The sequence below is a fragment of the Halobacillus sp. BAB-2008 genome, assembly GCF_000328325.1.
Lineage (GTDB): Bacteria > Bacillota > Bacilli > Bacillales > Halobacillaceae > Halobacillus.
Window position 1 is genome coordinate 1 of record NZ_ANPF01000016.1, and the last position, 16,207, is coordinate 16,207.

The 16,207-nt window shown below is 41.9% G+C and carries 14 protein-coding genes and 2 pseudogenes; 2 read left to right on the top strand and 14 right to left on the bottom strand.

Annotation, left to right across the window (positions count from 1 at the left end):
- Nucleotides 1–415: 415 nt before the first annotated feature.
- Complete coding sequence (locus tag D479_RS04690; RefSeq protein ID WP_008634240.1) at nt 416–637, bottom strand: hypothetical protein; 222 nt, start codon at nt 635–637, stop codon at nt 416–418.
- Nucleotides 638–754: 117 nt separating this feature from the next.
- On the opposite strand from D479_RS04690, the gene pdaB reads away from it, so the two are divergent.
- Nucleotides 755–1,513 (top strand): polysaccharide deacetylase family sporulation protein PdaB, encoded by a 759-nt coding sequence (gene pdaB / locus D479_RS04695; RefSeq protein ID WP_008634242.1) that lies wholly within the window; start codon nt 755–757, stop codon nt 1,511–1,513.
- 35 nt (nt 1,514–1,548) lie between these two features.
- Here the strand turns inward: pdaB and D479_RS04700 are convergent, their stop codons facing one another.
- Nucleotides 1,549–2,154, bottom strand: a complete 606-nt coding sequence (locus D479_RS04700) for a KinB-signaling pathway activation protein (protein ID WP_008634244.1) — start codon at nt 2,152–2,154, stop codon at nt 1,549–1,551.
- 135 nt (nt 2,155–2,289) lie between these two features.
- Between D479_RS04700 and gerD the strand changes: the two genes are divergently transcribed.
- Nucleotides 2,290–2,940, top strand: coding sequence for a spore germination lipoprotein GerD (gene gerD, locus D479_RS04705; protein ID WP_008634247.1), 651 nt, complete (start codon nt 2,290–2,292; stop codon nt 2,938–2,940).
- Between the two features lie 44 nt (nt 2,941–2,984).
- Here gerD and D479_RS04710 read toward each other — a convergent pair whose 3' ends face one another.
- The 12 genes and pseudogenes from D479_RS04710 to D479_RS04750 form a co-directional block, all read right to left on the bottom strand.
- Entirely contained in the window at nt 2,985–4,037 is a 1,053-nt protein-coding gene (locus D479_RS04710) for an Mrp/NBP35 family ATP-binding protein (RefSeq protein WP_008634249.1), read from the bottom strand.
- 80 nt (nt 4,038–4,117) lie between these two features.
- On the bottom strand, nt 4,118–4,840 hold the full coding sequence (cwlD, locus tag D479_RS04715) for an N-acetylmuramoyl-L-alanine amidase CwlD (protein ID WP_008634252.1): 723 nt from the start codon (nt 4,838–4,840) through the stop codon (nt 4,118–4,120).
- Nucleotides 4,841–5,023: 183 nt separating this feature from the next.
- A complete protein-coding gene (locus D479_RS04720; protein WP_008634254.1) occupies nt 5,024–6,085 on the bottom strand; it encodes a galactitol-1-phosphate 5-dehydrogenase in 1,062 nt (353 codons plus the stop codon).
- Between the two features lie 18 nt (nt 6,086–6,103).
- A complete protein-coding gene (locus D479_RS20630) occupies nt 6,104–6,268 on the bottom strand; it encodes a hypothetical protein (RefSeq protein WP_008634255.1) in 165 nt (54 codons plus the stop codon).
- Between the two features lie 21 nt (nt 6,269–6,289).
- A pseudogene (locus tag D479_RS04725) lies at nt 6,290–7,320 on the bottom strand (zinc-binding dehydrogenase).
- Between the two features lie 14 nt (nt 7,321–7,334).
- Nucleotides 7,335–8,594, bottom strand: a complete 1,260-nt coding sequence (locus D479_RS04730; protein WP_008634257.1) for a galactitol-specific PTS transporter subunit IIC — start codon at nt 8,592–8,594, stop codon at nt 7,335–7,337.
- Between the two features lie 42 nt (nt 8,595–8,636).
- A complete protein-coding gene (locus tag D479_RS04735; protein ID WP_008634259.1) occupies nt 8,637–8,921 on the bottom strand; it encodes a PTS sugar transporter subunit IIB in 285 nt (94 codons plus the stop codon).
- A complete protein-coding gene (locus D479_RS04740; protein ID WP_008634262.1) occupies nt 8,921–9,409 on the bottom strand; it encodes a PTS sugar transporter subunit IIA in 489 nt (162 codons plus the stop codon). The genes D479_RS04735 and D479_RS04740 overlap by 1 nt, the downstream gene beginning before the upstream one ends.
- A 39-nt stretch (nt 9,410–9,448) precedes the next feature.
- Complete coding sequence (locus tag D479_RS04745) at nt 9,449–11,488, bottom strand: BglG family transcription antiterminator (protein WP_008634263.1); 2,040 nt, start codon at nt 11,486–11,488, stop codon at nt 9,449–9,451.
- A 215-nt stretch (nt 11,489–11,703) separates the two neighbouring features.
- A pseudogene (rpsI, locus tag D479_RS20140) lies at nt 11,704–11,775 on the bottom strand (30S ribosomal protein S9); the annotation flags it as partial.
- 817 nt (nt 11,776–12,592) lie between these two features.
- The gene (locus D479_RS20915) at nt 12,593–13,192 is read right to left on the bottom strand and encodes a hypothetical protein (protein ID WP_206536237.1); all 600 of its coding nucleotides are present in this window, start codon (nt 13,190–13,192) and stop codon (nt 12,593–12,595) included.
- The gene (locus D479_RS04750) at nt 13,189–16,107 is read right to left on the bottom strand and encodes a hypothetical protein (protein ID WP_206536238.1); all 2,919 of its coding nucleotides are present in this window, start codon (nt 16,105–16,107) and stop codon (nt 13,189–13,191) included. Before D479_RS04750 ends, D479_RS20915 begins: the two co-directional genes overlap by 4 nt.
- Between the last annotated feature and the right edge of the window lie 100 nt (nt 16,108–16,207).

The window sequence follows — 16,207 nt, forward strand, 5'->3', positions numbered from 1 at the left end:
TTTGTCTTGCTCATTTTGCACACCGAATGTGCTTGTTTGAATTCTCTCTATATAATAGAAAGAATGTTTGACGTACTGGTTGGTTCGTTCAGTTTTCAAAGATCGAATTACGTTGTCCGCTCTGTTCGGAGCGACTTTATTATCTTATCATCGAATGTTGTTTGTGTCAACAACTTTTTCAATGTTTTGTTTGATGTCGTTTTGGCGACAAGTAATAATTTATCATGCCTGCCTTGTTTCGTCAACAACTTTTTTCAATGTTTTTAAAATTGATTTTTCGTTGTTGTTTTCCCGACAACGTTTAATAATATAGCACATAATTCAAAAGGATGGCAATAGCTTTTTTGAAATTTCATCAAAAAACTGTAATGATCGCACGAAATAAGAAAAGCCCTTTAATAGAAGGGCTCTTAGACTAGTTGTGTTTTTTCTTCCTGGGCATATATTGCATACATTCCTGTCTTGTGGCAAACCGACGAAAGATTTGAAACAGAACTTCATACCGGTCCTCCATCGCTCTCTTAAGTCCTTGATCAATACGGTGATCGCCAAGATCGAATATGATCTCATCCATTTCCCGCTTCAATAAATATTCAATCTCCCGTTTCTCTTGTTCATCAATCATTAGACCGTGCATGCAGAAACCTCCCTATTAGCAACTCTCTTTATTTTTACCCCTTTTTCATTACTTTTAGCATAGGTTGTCCTTTTTTTCATATGTATAGAACATATTGGAAGGAAGGAGATACCTGCAATGAGCTTCTACACATGGAAAGCAGAACGTCTCAAACGTTATGGAATCGTTGTTGTCCTTGCTCTGTTCTGCGCCCTTCTGCTTTGGGTCGGGCAATGGAGCCAACTTGCTGTGTTTTCCAACAAAGGGGAGGCACGAGCCTTAACTCAAGGGAGTGAAGAACAGTCCCATGTTGCTTTGACTTTCAACATCAGCTGGGGTACGGATAAAGTGCACGACATACTGGAACAATTGAAGGCGCACGAGGTACAGGCCACCTTCTTCTTAAGTGGAGAATGGGCGGAAAGGCATCCCGACATCGTTGCAGAAATCCAAGAAGGAAAACACGAAATCGGAATGATGGGCTACACCTATGAGAGTTACGTGGAAAAGGAACCTGAACAAGTAACATCCGATCTCCAACAAGCAGATGCGGTCTTTGAAAAGCTTGGGTTGGGCGAAGTAAAATGGATCCGTCCCCCGCACGGCCACATAGATAAAGAAGTTCTATCTTTAATTGAGAAATCGGGAATGCAGGCCGTTCAATGGAGTCTAAACCCAAGGGATTGGGAGAACCCGGGAACGAACGCAATCATTGATCAAGTTCTAAAGGAAAGTTCTAAAGGAGATATTATCCTTCTGCACGCTTCCGATTCCGTCAAACAGACACCGAAAGCGCTGGAAGTAATACTTCCGGGGTTAAAGCAAAAGGGCCTTAAATTTGTAAGTATCACCGAAATGGTCAGCGGCGGAGAATCAGAAACGACTCAGGTGGAATAAAAGAAGGCCGCTGGATGAACAGCGGCCCTCTTTCATTAAGACATATTCTCATCCGTGCTGCGTGTTAAACGGTGCAACAGCAGAAGTTGATAGGCATTACAGACGAATAGCGGAAAAATCATAAGCCATATATAATCCTTCCCCCCTGCATTTAATGCCGGCACCCATTCAATGGAGGTCACGACTACCATAAAGAACAAACCAGGTATGAAAGCCGTACGGTTTGTCTCTTTTGCTTTAATATACGCAATAATTGCTCCGGCAGTAAATAACCCTGCAGCCGTGCCTATGTAAAACCAAATCGAATCACCTGAATCCGACCCCTGGTAGCGGAAATATACCAGGTCAAATAATGTAAACGCAATCAAAAATACTTGCGCCGGAACCCATAAACTACGGAAGAAGCCTTTACCGAATTGGTTGACCGTCAAGTATGCAAAGAAGCCCATTTGACTGATAACACTGAATATAAACCCGAGTCCACTGAAAAACAACAGCAAACCGAACAACTCAAACAGCTGAAAAGGCTGAAGTACCTCTGCATAAGATTCCCTCTTGATCAAGAAGCTAAGGAGAAGCGTTAACCCTCCACCAATCATTAAAGTCGTAAAAAATAACCGGACCCACTTGCGACTATTCACTAAATGATCCCCCTATATCAAGTCATTTCCAAATTCATTCTATCATGAAAAACCTCCATTTTTGCCCAGCCGCATAAAAATAGTCGAAAAGTAAATAGTAAACACAAGGAGAACTTATGAAAGGGGACATTCCTTATGTCCAGACTCCGCATTTTGTGTACCGTCCTGCTTCTCTCTGTTCTGGCCGCTTGCAGCGGTGCTTCCGGAGCGAGCGAACAGGCGGATTATGACACAACCAAGAAAATGATGGTTGATATATTGAAGTCTGATGACGGTAAAAAAGCGATGCAGGAAGTACTTTCTGATGAAAAGATGCAGCAGTCTATGGCACTCGATTCGGAGGTTGTATCGAAAGCTGTTCAACAGACACTTGTTTCAGAAGAAGGAAAAGCCTTCTGGAGCAAATTGTTTTCCGACCCTAAATTCGTTCAGGAATTCAGCAAAGTCCTTGAAGAACAGCAGAAGGATTTAATGAAAGGTCTAATGAAGGACCCGGAATACCAAAAGCTGATGATCGAGCTTTATAAGAACCCTGAAATGATGGATCAAATGGTTACCGTCATGGAAGGACAGAAATTCCGTGAGCATTTGCAGAAAACAATAGAGGAAACCATCAACAGTCCGGTTTTCCAAGCGAAAATGAGCGATACGCTGTTGAAAGCTGCTGAGAAGATGAAGAGCGAAGAATCGGCCGGGTCTTCCGGATCCGGGTCTTCAGGTCAGGAGCAAAGCGGTCAAACCGAAGGCGAGAAGCAAAGTGAAGATAATTCGCAGTCCTCGTCTTAACGCAGTAAAAACCACACGACCTGTTAGGTCGTGTGGTTTTTCTGTTAATACTTATCGATTACTTTAGCAGCCATATTCCGATAAATCATACCGATTGGATGATCTGTTTGGTACACAGAAGGTGCAAATACATCTTCTTCTTCGTACGGCTGTTGAAGTGGTATGTGGCCAAGAACAGCTGTTTGCAGCGTTTCTGCCAGCTTAACCCCGCCTCCACGTCCGAAGACGAATTCTTTATTTCCGGTTTCTTTGCTTTCAAAGTACGCCATATTCTCGACGACTCCTAATATTTCATGCTCTGTCTTCAATGCCATCTGCCCTGCACGAGCAGCAACGAAAGCTGCAGTCGGGTGCGGTGTCGTTACAATAATCTCCTTAGAGGAAGGAAGCAGCGCGTGTACATCAAGCGCAACATCCCCGGTTCCAGGCGGAAGATCGAGAAGCAAGTAATCCAGATCGCCCCACTCTACCTCTTTAAAGAAGCTTGTAAGCATTTTACCAAGCATCGGACCACGCCAGATGATCGGAGAGTTATCTTCAACGAAGAATCCCATGGACACGACTTTGACGCCGAAGCGTTCAACCGGGATGATTTTTTCCCCGCGGACGACCGGGCGTTCTTCCACACCCATCATATCAGGAACGCTGAAACCATATATATCAGCATCGATAATCCCGACTTTTTTCCCGAGACGAGCCAGTGCGACAGCGAGGTTGACAGTAACTGTCGATTTCCCGACGCCGCCTTTTCCGCTGGCAACGGAAATGAACTTCGTGTCCGCATCATTTCCCAGTAGGGACTGCTCTTTTGCTTTTTCCGCTTCCGGCTGGAATCTGTTCAGTACCTCTTCCGGCAGCTGATCGAATCGGAGGCCGACAGTTGCCGCGCCTTCTTTCTTCAAAGCGTTGACGATCTGCTGCTGCAGCTCCATCTGTTCAGCGGTATTCGTCTTGCCGATTAACAGCTTGACGCTGACGTGGTTCTTTTCTTCTTTAATTTTTATTTCTTCGACTCCACCGGTTTCTTCCAGCGTTTTATGTAAAAACGGATCTTCGATTGAGTGAAGGACTTCGAGTACTTTTTCTTGAGTCAACAAACCGTTTCACCATCCCTTAAAAAATGTTTCCTGTTGTTAGTATAACATATGTGAAACGCTTTCTAAGGGATTTGCCTATATCAGTCAGGAGAAGGATATTCACGTTCCGTCACGAACCGGAGCACACCTTGGTAGACAGATGCAGCCACCTTTCTCTGATAGTCTTCCGTCTTTAACAGTTCCCGCTCTTGTTCATTGGACAAGAAGCCCGCCTCTACCAGTGCCCCCGGTGCTTCTATGTGCTTTAAAATGTAAATGTTGGTTAACCCCATAGCTTCTCTCGTCGTATTACCGATATTCGAACGGATTTCGTCCTGAATAAATTTCGCTAATTGTTCACTCTCTGAAACGTCCGGATTATAGAAGGTTTGTGCACCTTTCCATTTGGGGGAAGGAATAGCATTCAAATGTAAGCTCAAATAAAAGTCCGCTTCTTTATCCTTTACAAATTGTACCCGCTTCTTAATATCCTCCGCTTTCCTTCGCGATAAACTTCCGGCCGCTTCTGAGGATAAATCCTCATCATCATACCTTGTCAAATAGACGATGGCACCTGCTTGCTGCAGATAATCACGGACGTATTCCGCCAGCCGGAGGGTAATTTCTTTTTCCTGTGTCCCATCTGTCCCCTCTGCTCCTCCGTCCGGTCCCCCGTGGCCCGGATCAAGGACGACCACTTTGCCAGACAGTGGAGAAGACCAGACTGTCCAAGCATCCTTCGCTTCCTGCAGCGGATAGGAAACGGCACAGACAAGAATAACGATCCCTGCCAACCAAAAAAATGTCTTCATTCTTCGTATCATTGCGCTCTCACTCCCTTGTACTCCTCCCTACATCAACTATATGGGACGAGAACAGGGATTATGTAAAGGAAGCAAATAAAGCCGGAGATACAGACTCCCACATAAATGTGAAGTACCACCTGAACCTCAAAATCCCTTTCCTCAATAAACAGCAAAAGGACCGCAGGAAGCGGCCCTTTTCATTTAAGGTTGTCCATCCGGATGGAAAAGCACCTTAATAAACGATTGATCACTGCTATTCTCAATGAGATGTTCAAATAAGAGCGGCCCTTCTTCGAGTGCGAGACGATGAGAGATAAGCGGTTTAACGTTCAACTGCCCTGTCTGCATATAGTGCAGGGTAGCATCCCATTCTTTCCCGGGAAAAGGACTGGAAATGGCGTTCCAGGATCCGATCACTTTCAGCTCATTCCGGACAATCTTTTCAAAATAAAACCGCTTCAGCTCTACATCGGCATAGGGAATTCCCATATAGAGAACCTCTCCTCCTTTTTTCGGAAGAGCAAGAACCTGTTCAGAAGTTATTGGAGAACCGGCACATTCTACAGCAAGATCGACACCTTGCCCGCCTGTCCAATCAGCTGTTTGTTCGTGAGCAACCGCGTTTCTTGAATGGACTACTTCATCCGCTCCTACGCGTTTCGCAACGGCAAGCTTCTGATCATCAATATCAATCGCAATCACTTTAGCTGCTCCAAATATCTTCGCCCATTGTATTGCAAGCAGACCAATACTCCCACATCCTACGACAGCCACACTTGATCCGGGCTGAAGACTGGTTCTGTAGAAACCATGAGCCACAACAGATGAGGGTTCAATCATTGCAGCGGCATCATAATCGACTCCCTCAGGAAGGGGAAGGACATTAGAAGCAGGAAGTGTTACATATTCGGCATATGCTCCTGGATGCCGGGCCCCTATGAGAGTCAAATGCTCGCATTGGCTCAAGTCGCCCTTCAAACAGCTGACACATTCCCCGCAGCAGAAAGTCGGACAAGCTGCCACACGGTCTCCGGGAACCATAGTATTGACATCACTGCCCACTTCCACCACTTCCCCTGCAAACTCATGACCGAACGTCATTCCTTCTACATAAGGACCCAGCTTCTTATATCTTGATATATCAGATCCGCATACGCCTACAGCCTTTACTTTAATGACGACGTGATCTTCCCTGTTCAATACTGGAGCAGGCCTCTCTTCATATCGGATATCCTGGGTTCCATAAAGATTCAAGGTTTTCATTGGAGTCACCTTTTTCATCTATAGATTTTCCGTTTTTTCTACGGATCTGGACGGCCGCTTCTTCCTTACTTGCCAAACAGCTGCCGCAACGATGAGCGTGTTAAAGATCATTTGATGCTCGAAGTAGACGTCGCCGACCGACCGCATCGGGCCCAGCATAAAATCCAGCCATGCATCGACCATTGCATCCCCCACCTTTCTTCCTTAATCAACCGGCGTCAGAAGAACCTTGATCGCTTCTCCTTTTTTTATCACATCATATGCTTGATCCCATTCCGTAATGGGGAATTCATGTGTCACCAATGACTGCGCGTTTACGCTGCCACTGTTCATCAACTCAAGGGAAGGTTCCCAATCCGCCGACTTCTGACTTCGGCTTCCTACGACACGAATCTCCTTCTGAATGATCTTCTCTAAATTAAATGGAATCTCAGGTTTCGCAAAAATTCCAATTTGTCCGTACTGCCCTTTTTCTTCAGTAAATCCAATGCCATGTTCGCAGCCGGCACCGCTCCGGAGCATTCATATACGACGTCTGCACCATATCCACCGGTCAAATCTTCGACCAGTTCCTTCAAATTACTCTCCTGAATATTAATCGAGTAATCGATTCCCAGCTCCTGTGCTTTATCAAGCCTTATCTTATCGTGGGATAGTCCAGCTGCTATAACGACGGCCCCCCGGCTTTTTGCAACTTGGGCGGTGAACAACCCAATCGGCCCCGGACCGATCACGACCACAACATCCCCTCTGGTGATTTCCGTTTTTGCAACGGCATGATAGGTACAGGCGAGCGGTTCTGTCATCGCACCAGATCGAAAATCTACATGGTCGGGGAGATGGTGGACGCTTTCTTCCCTCGCAATTAAATACTTGGCAAATCCTCCATCCTGCTGTGTCCCCAGACCTTTTCGGTGATTGCAGAGATTGTAATCACCACTCCTGCAGTATTTGCATTCCCCACAGATATAGAAGGTGGTCTCTGACGTGACTCGATCACCCTCCTGAAATGATGTCACTCCATCACCGACATCAACGACGACCCCGGAAAATTCATGACCCAGTGTAACTGGAACGCCTACTTTATAGTGACCTTCATACGTGTGTATATCAGAACCGCATATTCCGGTATATTTCACTTCAATTTTCACTTGGCCAGGTCCAACCGACGGTTCCTGTTTATCCTGAACGAGCAGGTGGCCATGGCCCAGTTCTGTTTTCACAAGTGCTTTCACCTTTTATCCCTCCATTAATTGAAGACGCTGAATACTTTAAAGATGACCCAGTTCACCAGGTTTCCCCCTTGGTCAATGCTCGATATCTTCGCTGATCCTTCCGGCATGTCAAAATTAGAATTCACTGCCATTTCCGTGAATACCGGGGCCACATCGGTCGCCATATAAAGGGATAAAGCAATCATTACCGTACCGACGATGACGGAGTGGACGATATTCCCCTTGGCTGCACCGACAATGAAAGCAACGACAAACGGTATGGTAGCCAAGTCTCCGAAAGGAAGGAGCGCATTTCCCGGAAGGATGACTGCAAGCACCACAGTGATCGGCACAAGAATAAGGGCTGTTGAAATGACTGCTGGATGCCCGAGTGCGACCGCAGCATCAAGGCCTATGTAAATCTCTCTGTCACCAAAGCGTTTGGACAGCCATTCCCGTGCAGATTCTGATACAGGCATAAGGCCTTCCATCAAGATTTTGACCATACGTGGCATAAGAACCATGACGGCCGCCATCGCCATGCCGATTTCGATGACATCCCCAACACTGTATCCAGCCAATATTCCGATTGCCGCCCCTAGAAAGAGTCCGATGAAAATCGATTCACCGAAGATTCCAAAACGCTTCTGAATCGTCTCCGGGTCGGCATTCCAATTCTTCACTACCGGCACTTTATTCAACAACTGTACCAGGAAAATTCCCGGCGCGTAGGAAATCGTACTGCCTGTAGCGACCGAAACACCGGGAAGGTCGAAAAATTTACTGACCATCGGAGCTGTCCAGTCTGCTACTTTCAAACAAACAACCTGGAAGATAACTGCGGCGATCAAGCCTTGCACAATGCTGCCGGAAATGGCATAGACCATGGCAGCCATGAATGTATAATGCCAGAAATTCCAAATATCCACGTTCATCGTTTTCGTCGTCTTCGTCACCAGCATGATGACATTAACGACAAGGCCGAGCGGAATGATAAACGCAGCTACGATGGAGGCCCACGCAATAGATGAAGAAGCCGGCCATCCTACATCAATGACGTTCAATTCCACTCCAAGCCGATCGACCATCCCCTGCGCTGCCGGCCCCAGGTTGTTAACAAGGAGATCGACGACGAGGAATATACCTACAAAAGCTACTCCTATCGTCAGTCCGGAACGGAACGCTTTTCCTGGCTTTTGTCCGAACAGTAAACCTAGTAAGAAGATGGCAACAGGAAGAATGACTGTTGCCCCCAAATCCAAAAATCCTTGTACGATGTCGACGAAACCCTGCATGTAAAGTCCTCCCTCGATTCTATCCACCGGCGAGCATGCCGGTTACTTCTGCAACTCCTGTAAAATTTCTTTCTTCGTCGCCTCTGTTCCAATTCCAGTCAGGAAGGAACGTGCATTAATTACCGGAAAAGGGTATTCTTTCTGAGTCATAGCTGTTGTGACAAGCAGATCTGCTGTATCGACATAGCCGCCTACTTCCGCAATTTTTATTTGAACCAGGTCTACGCTCAAATTGTTTTCCTTCGCCATTTCTTCAATGGCCCCGTTCACGACCGTCGATGTTGCAATCCCCGCTCCACACGCTACCAATACTTGTTTTTTCGCCATTATGATTTCTCTCCTTCTATAGCATCAAACGCAAGTTTCTGTTCCAATAAACGCCGGATGCCTGATTTGTTTTTTTCTTCCAGGATCAATCGTAAAATTTCTTCGTTTTGAAAAACTCCCATGAGCTGTTGAAGCAAAGAAAGCTGGGAGTGGGCTTCGTCCATAGCCAACAGAAAGACAATACGGACTGGGATCGTTTCCTCTCCATCCCCCATTACACCGAACTCCACTGCTTCTTTCAGTACTCCCACACTTATCGTCTTCCGGAGCACATGCTCCACATCGGTATGCGGAATAGCGACAGCGACTCCGGCAGTCGGTAACCCTGTTGCATATTCCTCTTCCCTTCGGATGATGGCGGGCGGAAAACTCTCCTTGACCAACTTTAAATCCACAAGGTTCCTACTCATTGCCTCGAGCACTTCTTCCTTGCATCCCGCATCCAGATCTAATAAAATGACTGATTCATTAAAATAAACATTACTCATCCTATTCACCACATTATCCATAAAATATTGTTCCGGACACTACACAGAATGACGCATGATCACTTCCTGTATATCTTTAGGTTTCCCCTCACGAATGAGGCGTTCCCGATCTTCCTCCTGCCCGGCTAAGCTCAATAACTGCATCAAACCGTTCATATGCTTCTTCTTATCCACCGCCGCGATCACGACCATCATATGAACGGTCTCCTCTGTATTAAACGAAACACCTGAACGGACGACCAACAAACTCATTCCGGTTCGTGCTACACCATCTTCAGGCGCTGCATGGGGAATAGCAACGTGCGGGGCGATGATGATGTATGGATCTCTCACCTGCTGCCGCATCGCCTCGACATAACTTTGTTTGATAAAGCCATGCCTGATCAACGGTTCGGATGCAATAGACAGTGCTTTCTCCCAAGAGTCCACATATTCCACTACTTGAATGTGATCGATCGGAAGGAAATCTTCCAGGTGAAGCGGAACGCTCTCCACCCTCTGCTTGATTACTGATTCCTCTTCCCGATGCACATAAACGCTCAACGTTTCCTTCAAAGCTTTCTCATCGTGGATCGTTGTGTGATTGCGGATAATATCCATCAAGTGATCCACACGGATATCATTCATCACATAACCTTGAACCTCCATCATGACCTGCTTTCTTAACCGCAGTCGATCGTCCTGATCAAGGTATGGTTTGCATTGAATGACTTTATCCTCTCCTTCTAGCGGTGAGGTAGAGAAAACAAGCGTGTAATCCAACTCACACCTCCAATACTCTCGGACCGACAAAGAGTCGAGGAAAACAAATTCAGGAAACAACTCCGACAATTGATTAAACAACAGTCGTGAGACGGACACGCCTTGAGGACAGACGACAACAGCTTTTACTTTCTCTTTCATGCTCTCTCCCTGCCGCGTCATCCAACCGCCGATTAACATCGTCATAAAAGACAATTCATTATCAGGAATGTCGGCCCCGATGTACCTCTCCAATGGACGCACAGAGCGTCTGACCAAATGGTGCACTTCTTTTAATTCTTCCGTAATCGAATCATGAATCACCTGCGTCTCTGTCAGTCCATACTTGATCCTGTAATAAGCAGGTCGGATGTGCTGGAACAGCTTATCCGATAAAAGGCTTCTATTATGAAAATGAACGCAGGCGCCCCGTTCAAAAAGACGGATCATTTGTTCTATAACCGGGGGCAGCGTCGTTAATGGATCTGTCGGTGCAAGCTCTTCGGATCGATACACATTGGTGGTTAAGAGATAGAGACTTAAGAGGATACGCTCTTCATGGGTGATATGCTCTTTCAATATATCTCCGACCGCTCGATATTCTTCAGACCGGACGATGTCTTGATGGTTCCCGGATAAAGACTCAATGATATATCCGTCTTCCATTCTTCTAATGTTTAGTGCCAGCAAATAAGGTAGCGCTTCCATTTTTTCGTCTGTAAACTGAATGTTGAGCTTTTCTTCAAACGAATCAATGATATCCTTATATCTGCTCAAATCATCCGGTGACAACAAAGTCATGGCTTCCACTTTTCCTGAACCATTCAAAGCTATCCAATCACTGACAACCTTATGGAGAACACGGCGAATCTGAATTTCCGGTCCTTCCAATACGTATCCAGACTTCCTCGAATAGTTAATGGTTATATGGTACCTGTCAAGGAATGACTGCGCCTGTTTCATATCACTCAAGATGGTATTCTTACTGAAGTCGAGTTCATAGGTGAAGTGATTCAACGACAGCTCCCTCCGAGTAAGGAGCATGAGAATAATCAAGGAAACGCGCTGCTCCTCAGACAAGACGACGGCATCCATTTCAGGTTTCTGATCCTTATTGACCTGCGCGAAAATCGAGTGGTCGATAATGAACTGTCCTTGTCTGGTACGCTCTATTTCAGGAAGGCGGTGTGATGCAAGCCAATCATTAATCTTATTGAAACTGTAGCCAAGCTGCCTTCTTGTCAGTTGGTATTTCTTTTCGAGCGTCGTACTGGTGACCCTGGGGTTGCCTACTATTTCTTGAAGAATCCTGTGACTTCTCTCATTGAGTTCCACCATCTATCCTCCCTCCACGATTTCATTGTAGCACCTGAAACAACCGCGTTGTATCCGCTTTCATCCCAAGATAGTGAGCTGTTCATGTACATCATAGGGATGAACACAATTAAGCTGCGATGATTAATCCTAAAGCAAACGAACGTAAATACAGAAAGTTTGCAAACAAAAAAGCCATCCTTCCTCTTGGGAAAGATGGCTTTTGTACGTTCGTACGATTAACGCTTGGAGAATTGTGGAGCGCGACGTGCACCTTTAAGACCGTATTTCTTACGTTCTTTCAAAAGGGAGGTTATTTTACATTATACGGAATTTAACAAACCGCTTTAAATCAACGTTTTTACCCTTTTAGGTGCCATCGGGTTTTAACCGATTTTTCGTAAAGGGTATTCAAGGGGTATTCAAATAAATACGCTGGCAGGCTATATACAGGAAATTTTTTGTTATGCTCTTTTCCCTTAAAAACCACAAGTTCCCCCTTAATCTTGTACAAGCTACATACAATTTTGGTCTAGTCAGTGCTGCCAATTCTTTCAATTGATTACTTCGATATTTGAGACATTGTGTTGTACTTTCGTTCAATTACGCCTCAATACCAATATTTTGACAAGTCTCTCGATTAATTACCAATAGTTACCACATACAAGTCAGTTATTTGTTTGCTCTCCTTACTCTAGATACAAAATCATTTCGACACCATCTTACAAATATTCCAGAATGACGTTTGAGAAGCTTCTTTATTGTCATGCAACATGTCCTTTTTCACTTCTTTGATAAAATCATACTGCTAATAAAGATAAGATTCCATCAATATTTAAAACATAGAAAAGATGTTCCAACCTCACTTGTGGTGAAATATTAATAAACTGAACTATTGTTACTATTCCTTACACAGACATCAGTTATTAAGAAGCCAGTAGGCTTCTCACCTATTTAGTTTTCGTCCCCTTGCTCGAAAAAAGTTAGGTTCACGCTTATCTACACTAAATCCGGAAATCCAGTCTTTTGTTTCGAAAATTTCTAGTATTGTTTCATTATCCTTCGTCTTTTCCAATTTCGGCCATTTCCCCGAAAACAAACTTAGAAAATCCGACATATCTAGAATGCTTAGACATTCTCTTGCTTGTGCTTTATCAAAACTTTCAAAATGGGGATCAACAACTTAGTTTTTTCTTCAGTGTGAACGCCTTCCGATTTTAAAAGTATAATTAATAAATCATAGGGAAGCTCATATTCTTCCCTTAATACCTTGTTTATATTTTCTATACATATTGTGCATATCATATCCTTTATATTTGGACTTTCTTGTTCGTATGTCCCTATCAAAAATGGAATATCATTGATATCTAAATTATGCTTAAGAATATGAAGCTTAATTTCTTCAGAACATGTTCTTCTTTTTACGGATATCGGTTCAGAAGTATACTCTAATAATTTAAATTTATATGAATCCTTGATATCTGTATCTAACAAGCTTAAGAGTTCAGATATAGAAAAGTTATCTTCATCGATAACCTCGGAAGCATATTGCCGAATATTAGAGTATATGAAAAACATTAATTGATCTGGATAATTCTCTCTCATGAAGTCCAGGTTTGTAGTATTCATATAAATAACATAAAGCTTAATTAAAATTTCAAGCTTTTTTTCTGGGATATCATCAAAAGTGAAATCCTTATAACACTTTTTAAAACCTTTTAAAATCATCTCATATTTTCATCCGATATGCTGTCACATAAAATTATTTCTTTATAAAAAGCTAAAGTTTTTTCTTCGCCAAAATTCTCTTGTATTTTGTCGAAATCAAAATTTAGTGATGTTGAATCATTATTAACAAATTGTACCAGAATTGAGTCTAAATTATTTACTGAGTAATATTCCAGCACATTATAAGCTGAATATAACACATTCCTATTTTGCAAAAATGCTGACCAGTACTCTTGTTCATCAATACTGTCAAGTCTTTCTATCACTGTTTGAAGGTAGCTAATATACATTGATTTCTGATCAGAATTTATATCAGGATTATTAATAATTTCCAGTGCTGCTGTTGCATCATCCGTTATTAATGACTCGCAATATTCTAGAATTATATCAACATATTGCTGCATGTTGTTTTTTATATATCCGGCCAACGGTTCATCGGATTTAGAAACAATTAGCGTGAAATTCTTATGTTTGTAGTTTTCGTTTTTGGGTATATTGTATACTTTTTCTAATATGAGCAAGATATTACGGATATTCAACTGATAAAGTTCCGACTTATAAACCGCCATAAAAAGAGAACTGTCTGATCTTTCATAGTCTATCTGTTTAAATTGCACATCTAACAATACTAATTTATTAAGAAGCAATTCTATATCTGGGTCATCAATGTTTAAAAATTCTTCATTATCGGATATATAGTTAGTCAGACAACAATCGACATTTAGTTTTTGGATGTCCGTATCAGGAGAATAGTAAAAAGAATCAACAACATACTTCTGCTTTTGAGCGTCGGAGAAATGAGCTTCGTTTAAAATGCTCTTAAAAACATTTGACCAAAGGTGGTTCATTGACTTTATGAATGAAGGCTTTTCTCTCTCTGTATTCCAATATTGTAAAATGAAATCAAATCTTTTTTTATCCTTTAACTGCTTAAGGAATCTACGTAAATTCCTATGGCTGTACTTCAATAAGTATTCCAGTAAATCAAAGTTCAAAATCTCCTCTTCATCAAAATCTGCATCTCTTAAACGGGAAATGACAAGGGATGGGTCCTTTAATGAAAAAGAAAACTCCTTAGCATCTTTATCGGTTATGCTTCGTAAAAATATTTTATCTGTTCTACTCAAGCTATGCTCATAAAAATATGTCATGTAGTCAGAATAGGTTTCATCAATATAGCCATTCCTAATTAAATATTTGGTTAGAGGGAAGTAGGGACTTGTTTTAACATCAATAAAAGAAGATTCCTCGCCGATTTCATTTAAATGTTTAACGCTGAAAACCTCGTTTATATTTTCTTTGGTCACAATTTCATACAATCTTTTATTTTGAAGTTTAGACTTTTTTTGCTCTAATTCACTTATTTCATTTTTAATCTTGTCAATAACTCCGGCCGACTTATCTTTAATAGCTTGTTTCCGCCTAGCGTAATCTTCATCTTGTAATAACTTTTGATATACACCATTGAAATTATATTGTTGGTGACCGTAACGATTTACTTGTCTAACATTTTCAGGATTTTCTTTCATTTCTTTAATAAATGCTGATCTTGATGTGAAGTTAGTTTCACTTTTCCCGTTTACAACTAAATTTTCAGCTGTGAAAAAAATTGCATCTAACTCATCGACATCAACCAATAGCTCACTCTCCAATGTTGAGTGTTGACTCCACTTTTCTTCAATTATTTTATCAATCCTGCTTATTTCCTCTTCAATTAAATTATCTTTGTTTGCAAATAATGTATGAACAAACCCTCTGCCAAGCTGTAATTCACCGAAATCTCTAGGGAAAATATTTTTATAAGAGATAATTGCTAGCAGTTTATTACAATTCAACTCAGTGGATTGAATACGGTCATGATAGATTACATATTCATTGTAGATGTTTTTGAGTATACGCATATCATCTATATATAAAGAGAGTCCTTGCAAGAAGCCTTTGTCAAATGCTTCAAAAATACCACCTTTCTTAAAAAGGGCAATAAATTGATCGTATGAATTTGAACCATCTACAATTGGGACAATCGGAATAATAAAGTCGAAAAATTTAGTTCTATCTTTAGACGTAAAAGTGTCATCACGAAGAAGATAGAAAAATCGTATGATATTATCAGACTTTTTGTTAATTAGATCATTTATCTCCCTCAACTTTTCAAATATATGATTATTGTTGAACCTATCCATATCCTCAAATACAATCACTTCGGCATCTGCATTTTCAAAGAGGTATAAAACTTCATTAAGATATTTATCAAAATAAGACTCACTAACACCTGGAACTATCTCAATTTCATTACCCTGAACTCTCAGCCTTTTGAGTGTAAACTTGTTGTGCTGCAACATCTTGACCAATTCAAAAAGCGCATATAGTAATAGTCCAAAACAAATTATTATCGCTATTACTACTGAACTTTCTTTTGTAGAGAAAGCAAAAATTGATTTTAACAATGTGGCAGAATTTTGTACGAAATCACTCCAAGCTTTAAATCCTAATATATATATAATCAACATAATAAATAAGGTAAATAAAGATGAAGCAACCCACATTTTAAAATTGGACATTTTCCTTTTAACTTTAAAATGAGTATGAGGGATGTTTTTAGGTGCAATTTGATGAATGAGTTGGTTAAGTATTTTTCCTTCTAGGGTGGTATCACTGTATTGGTTTTGATTTGTGGTATTTGCATCCGCATTTGGTTCAAAATGGGCTAGTGAAATGTTTAGGAAACTTTTATTTGGTTGTTTACTCTTATATGTTTCCAAAACACTGCTTTTCCCCGCACTGTACGGTCCTGTTATCGCAACATTCTTCAAGTCATTTTCTTGAAAAACATAACCTAATGCACTCTCGTAACTGTTTAAATCAACATCATCAGTAGGAGTAAGCTTCTGAAACTTATAGTGAGTAGATTTCATATCAATTTCCCCCGCTTATTTATATGCAGCGACAATACTGTAATGTTTCTTTATTCTAGTGTATGTACTTGAAAAACTACATTGTAAGGATCTATTAAGC

Bases quoted from the DNA above. Each gene is read 5' to 3' on its own strand.
- D479_RS04690 (WP_008634240.1), bottom strand. From the start codon at position 637: ATGCACGGTCTAATGATTGATGAACAAGAGAAACGGGAGATTGAATAT.
- pdaB (WP_008634242.1), top strand. From the start codon at position 755: ATGAGCTTCTACACATGGAAAGCAGAACGTCTCAAACGTTATGGAATC.
- gerD (WP_008634247.1), top strand. From the start codon at position 2,290: ATGTCCAGACTCCGCATTTTGTGTACCGTCCTGCTTCTCTCTGTTCTG.
- cwlD (WP_008634252.1), bottom strand. From the start codon at position 4,840: ATGATACGAAGAATGAAGACATTTTTTTGGTTGGCAGGGATCGTTATT.
- D479_RS04720 (WP_008634254.1), bottom strand. From the start codon at position 6,085: ATGAAAACCTTGAATCTTTATGGAACCCAGGATATCCGATATGAAGAG.
- D479_RS20630 (WP_008634255.1), bottom strand. From the start codon at position 6,268: ATGGTCGATGCATGGCTGGATTTTATGCTGGGCCCGATGCGGTCGGTC.
- D479_RS04730 (WP_008634257.1), bottom strand. From the start codon at position 8,594: ATGCAGGGTTTCGTCGACATCGTACAAGGATTTTTGGATTTGGGGGCA.
- D479_RS04735 (WP_008634259.1), bottom strand. From the start codon at position 8,921: ATGGCGAAAAAACAAGTATTGGTAGCGTGTGGAGCGGGGATTGCAACA.
- D479_RS04740 (WP_008634262.1), bottom strand. From the start codon at position 9,409: ATGAGTAATGTTTATTTTAATGAATCAGTCATTTTATTAGATCTGGAT.
- D479_RS04745 (WP_008634263.1), bottom strand. From the start codon at position 11,488: ATGGTGGAACTCAATGAGAGAAGTCACAGGATTCTTCAAGAAATAGTA.
- D479_RS20915 (WP_206536237.1), bottom strand. From the start codon at position 13,192: ATGATTTTAAAAGGTTTTAAAAAGTGTTATAAGGATTTCACTTTTGAT.
- D479_RS04750 (WP_206536238.1), bottom strand. From the start codon at position 16,107: ATGAAATCTACTCACTATAAGTTTCAGAAGCTTACTCCTACTGATGAT.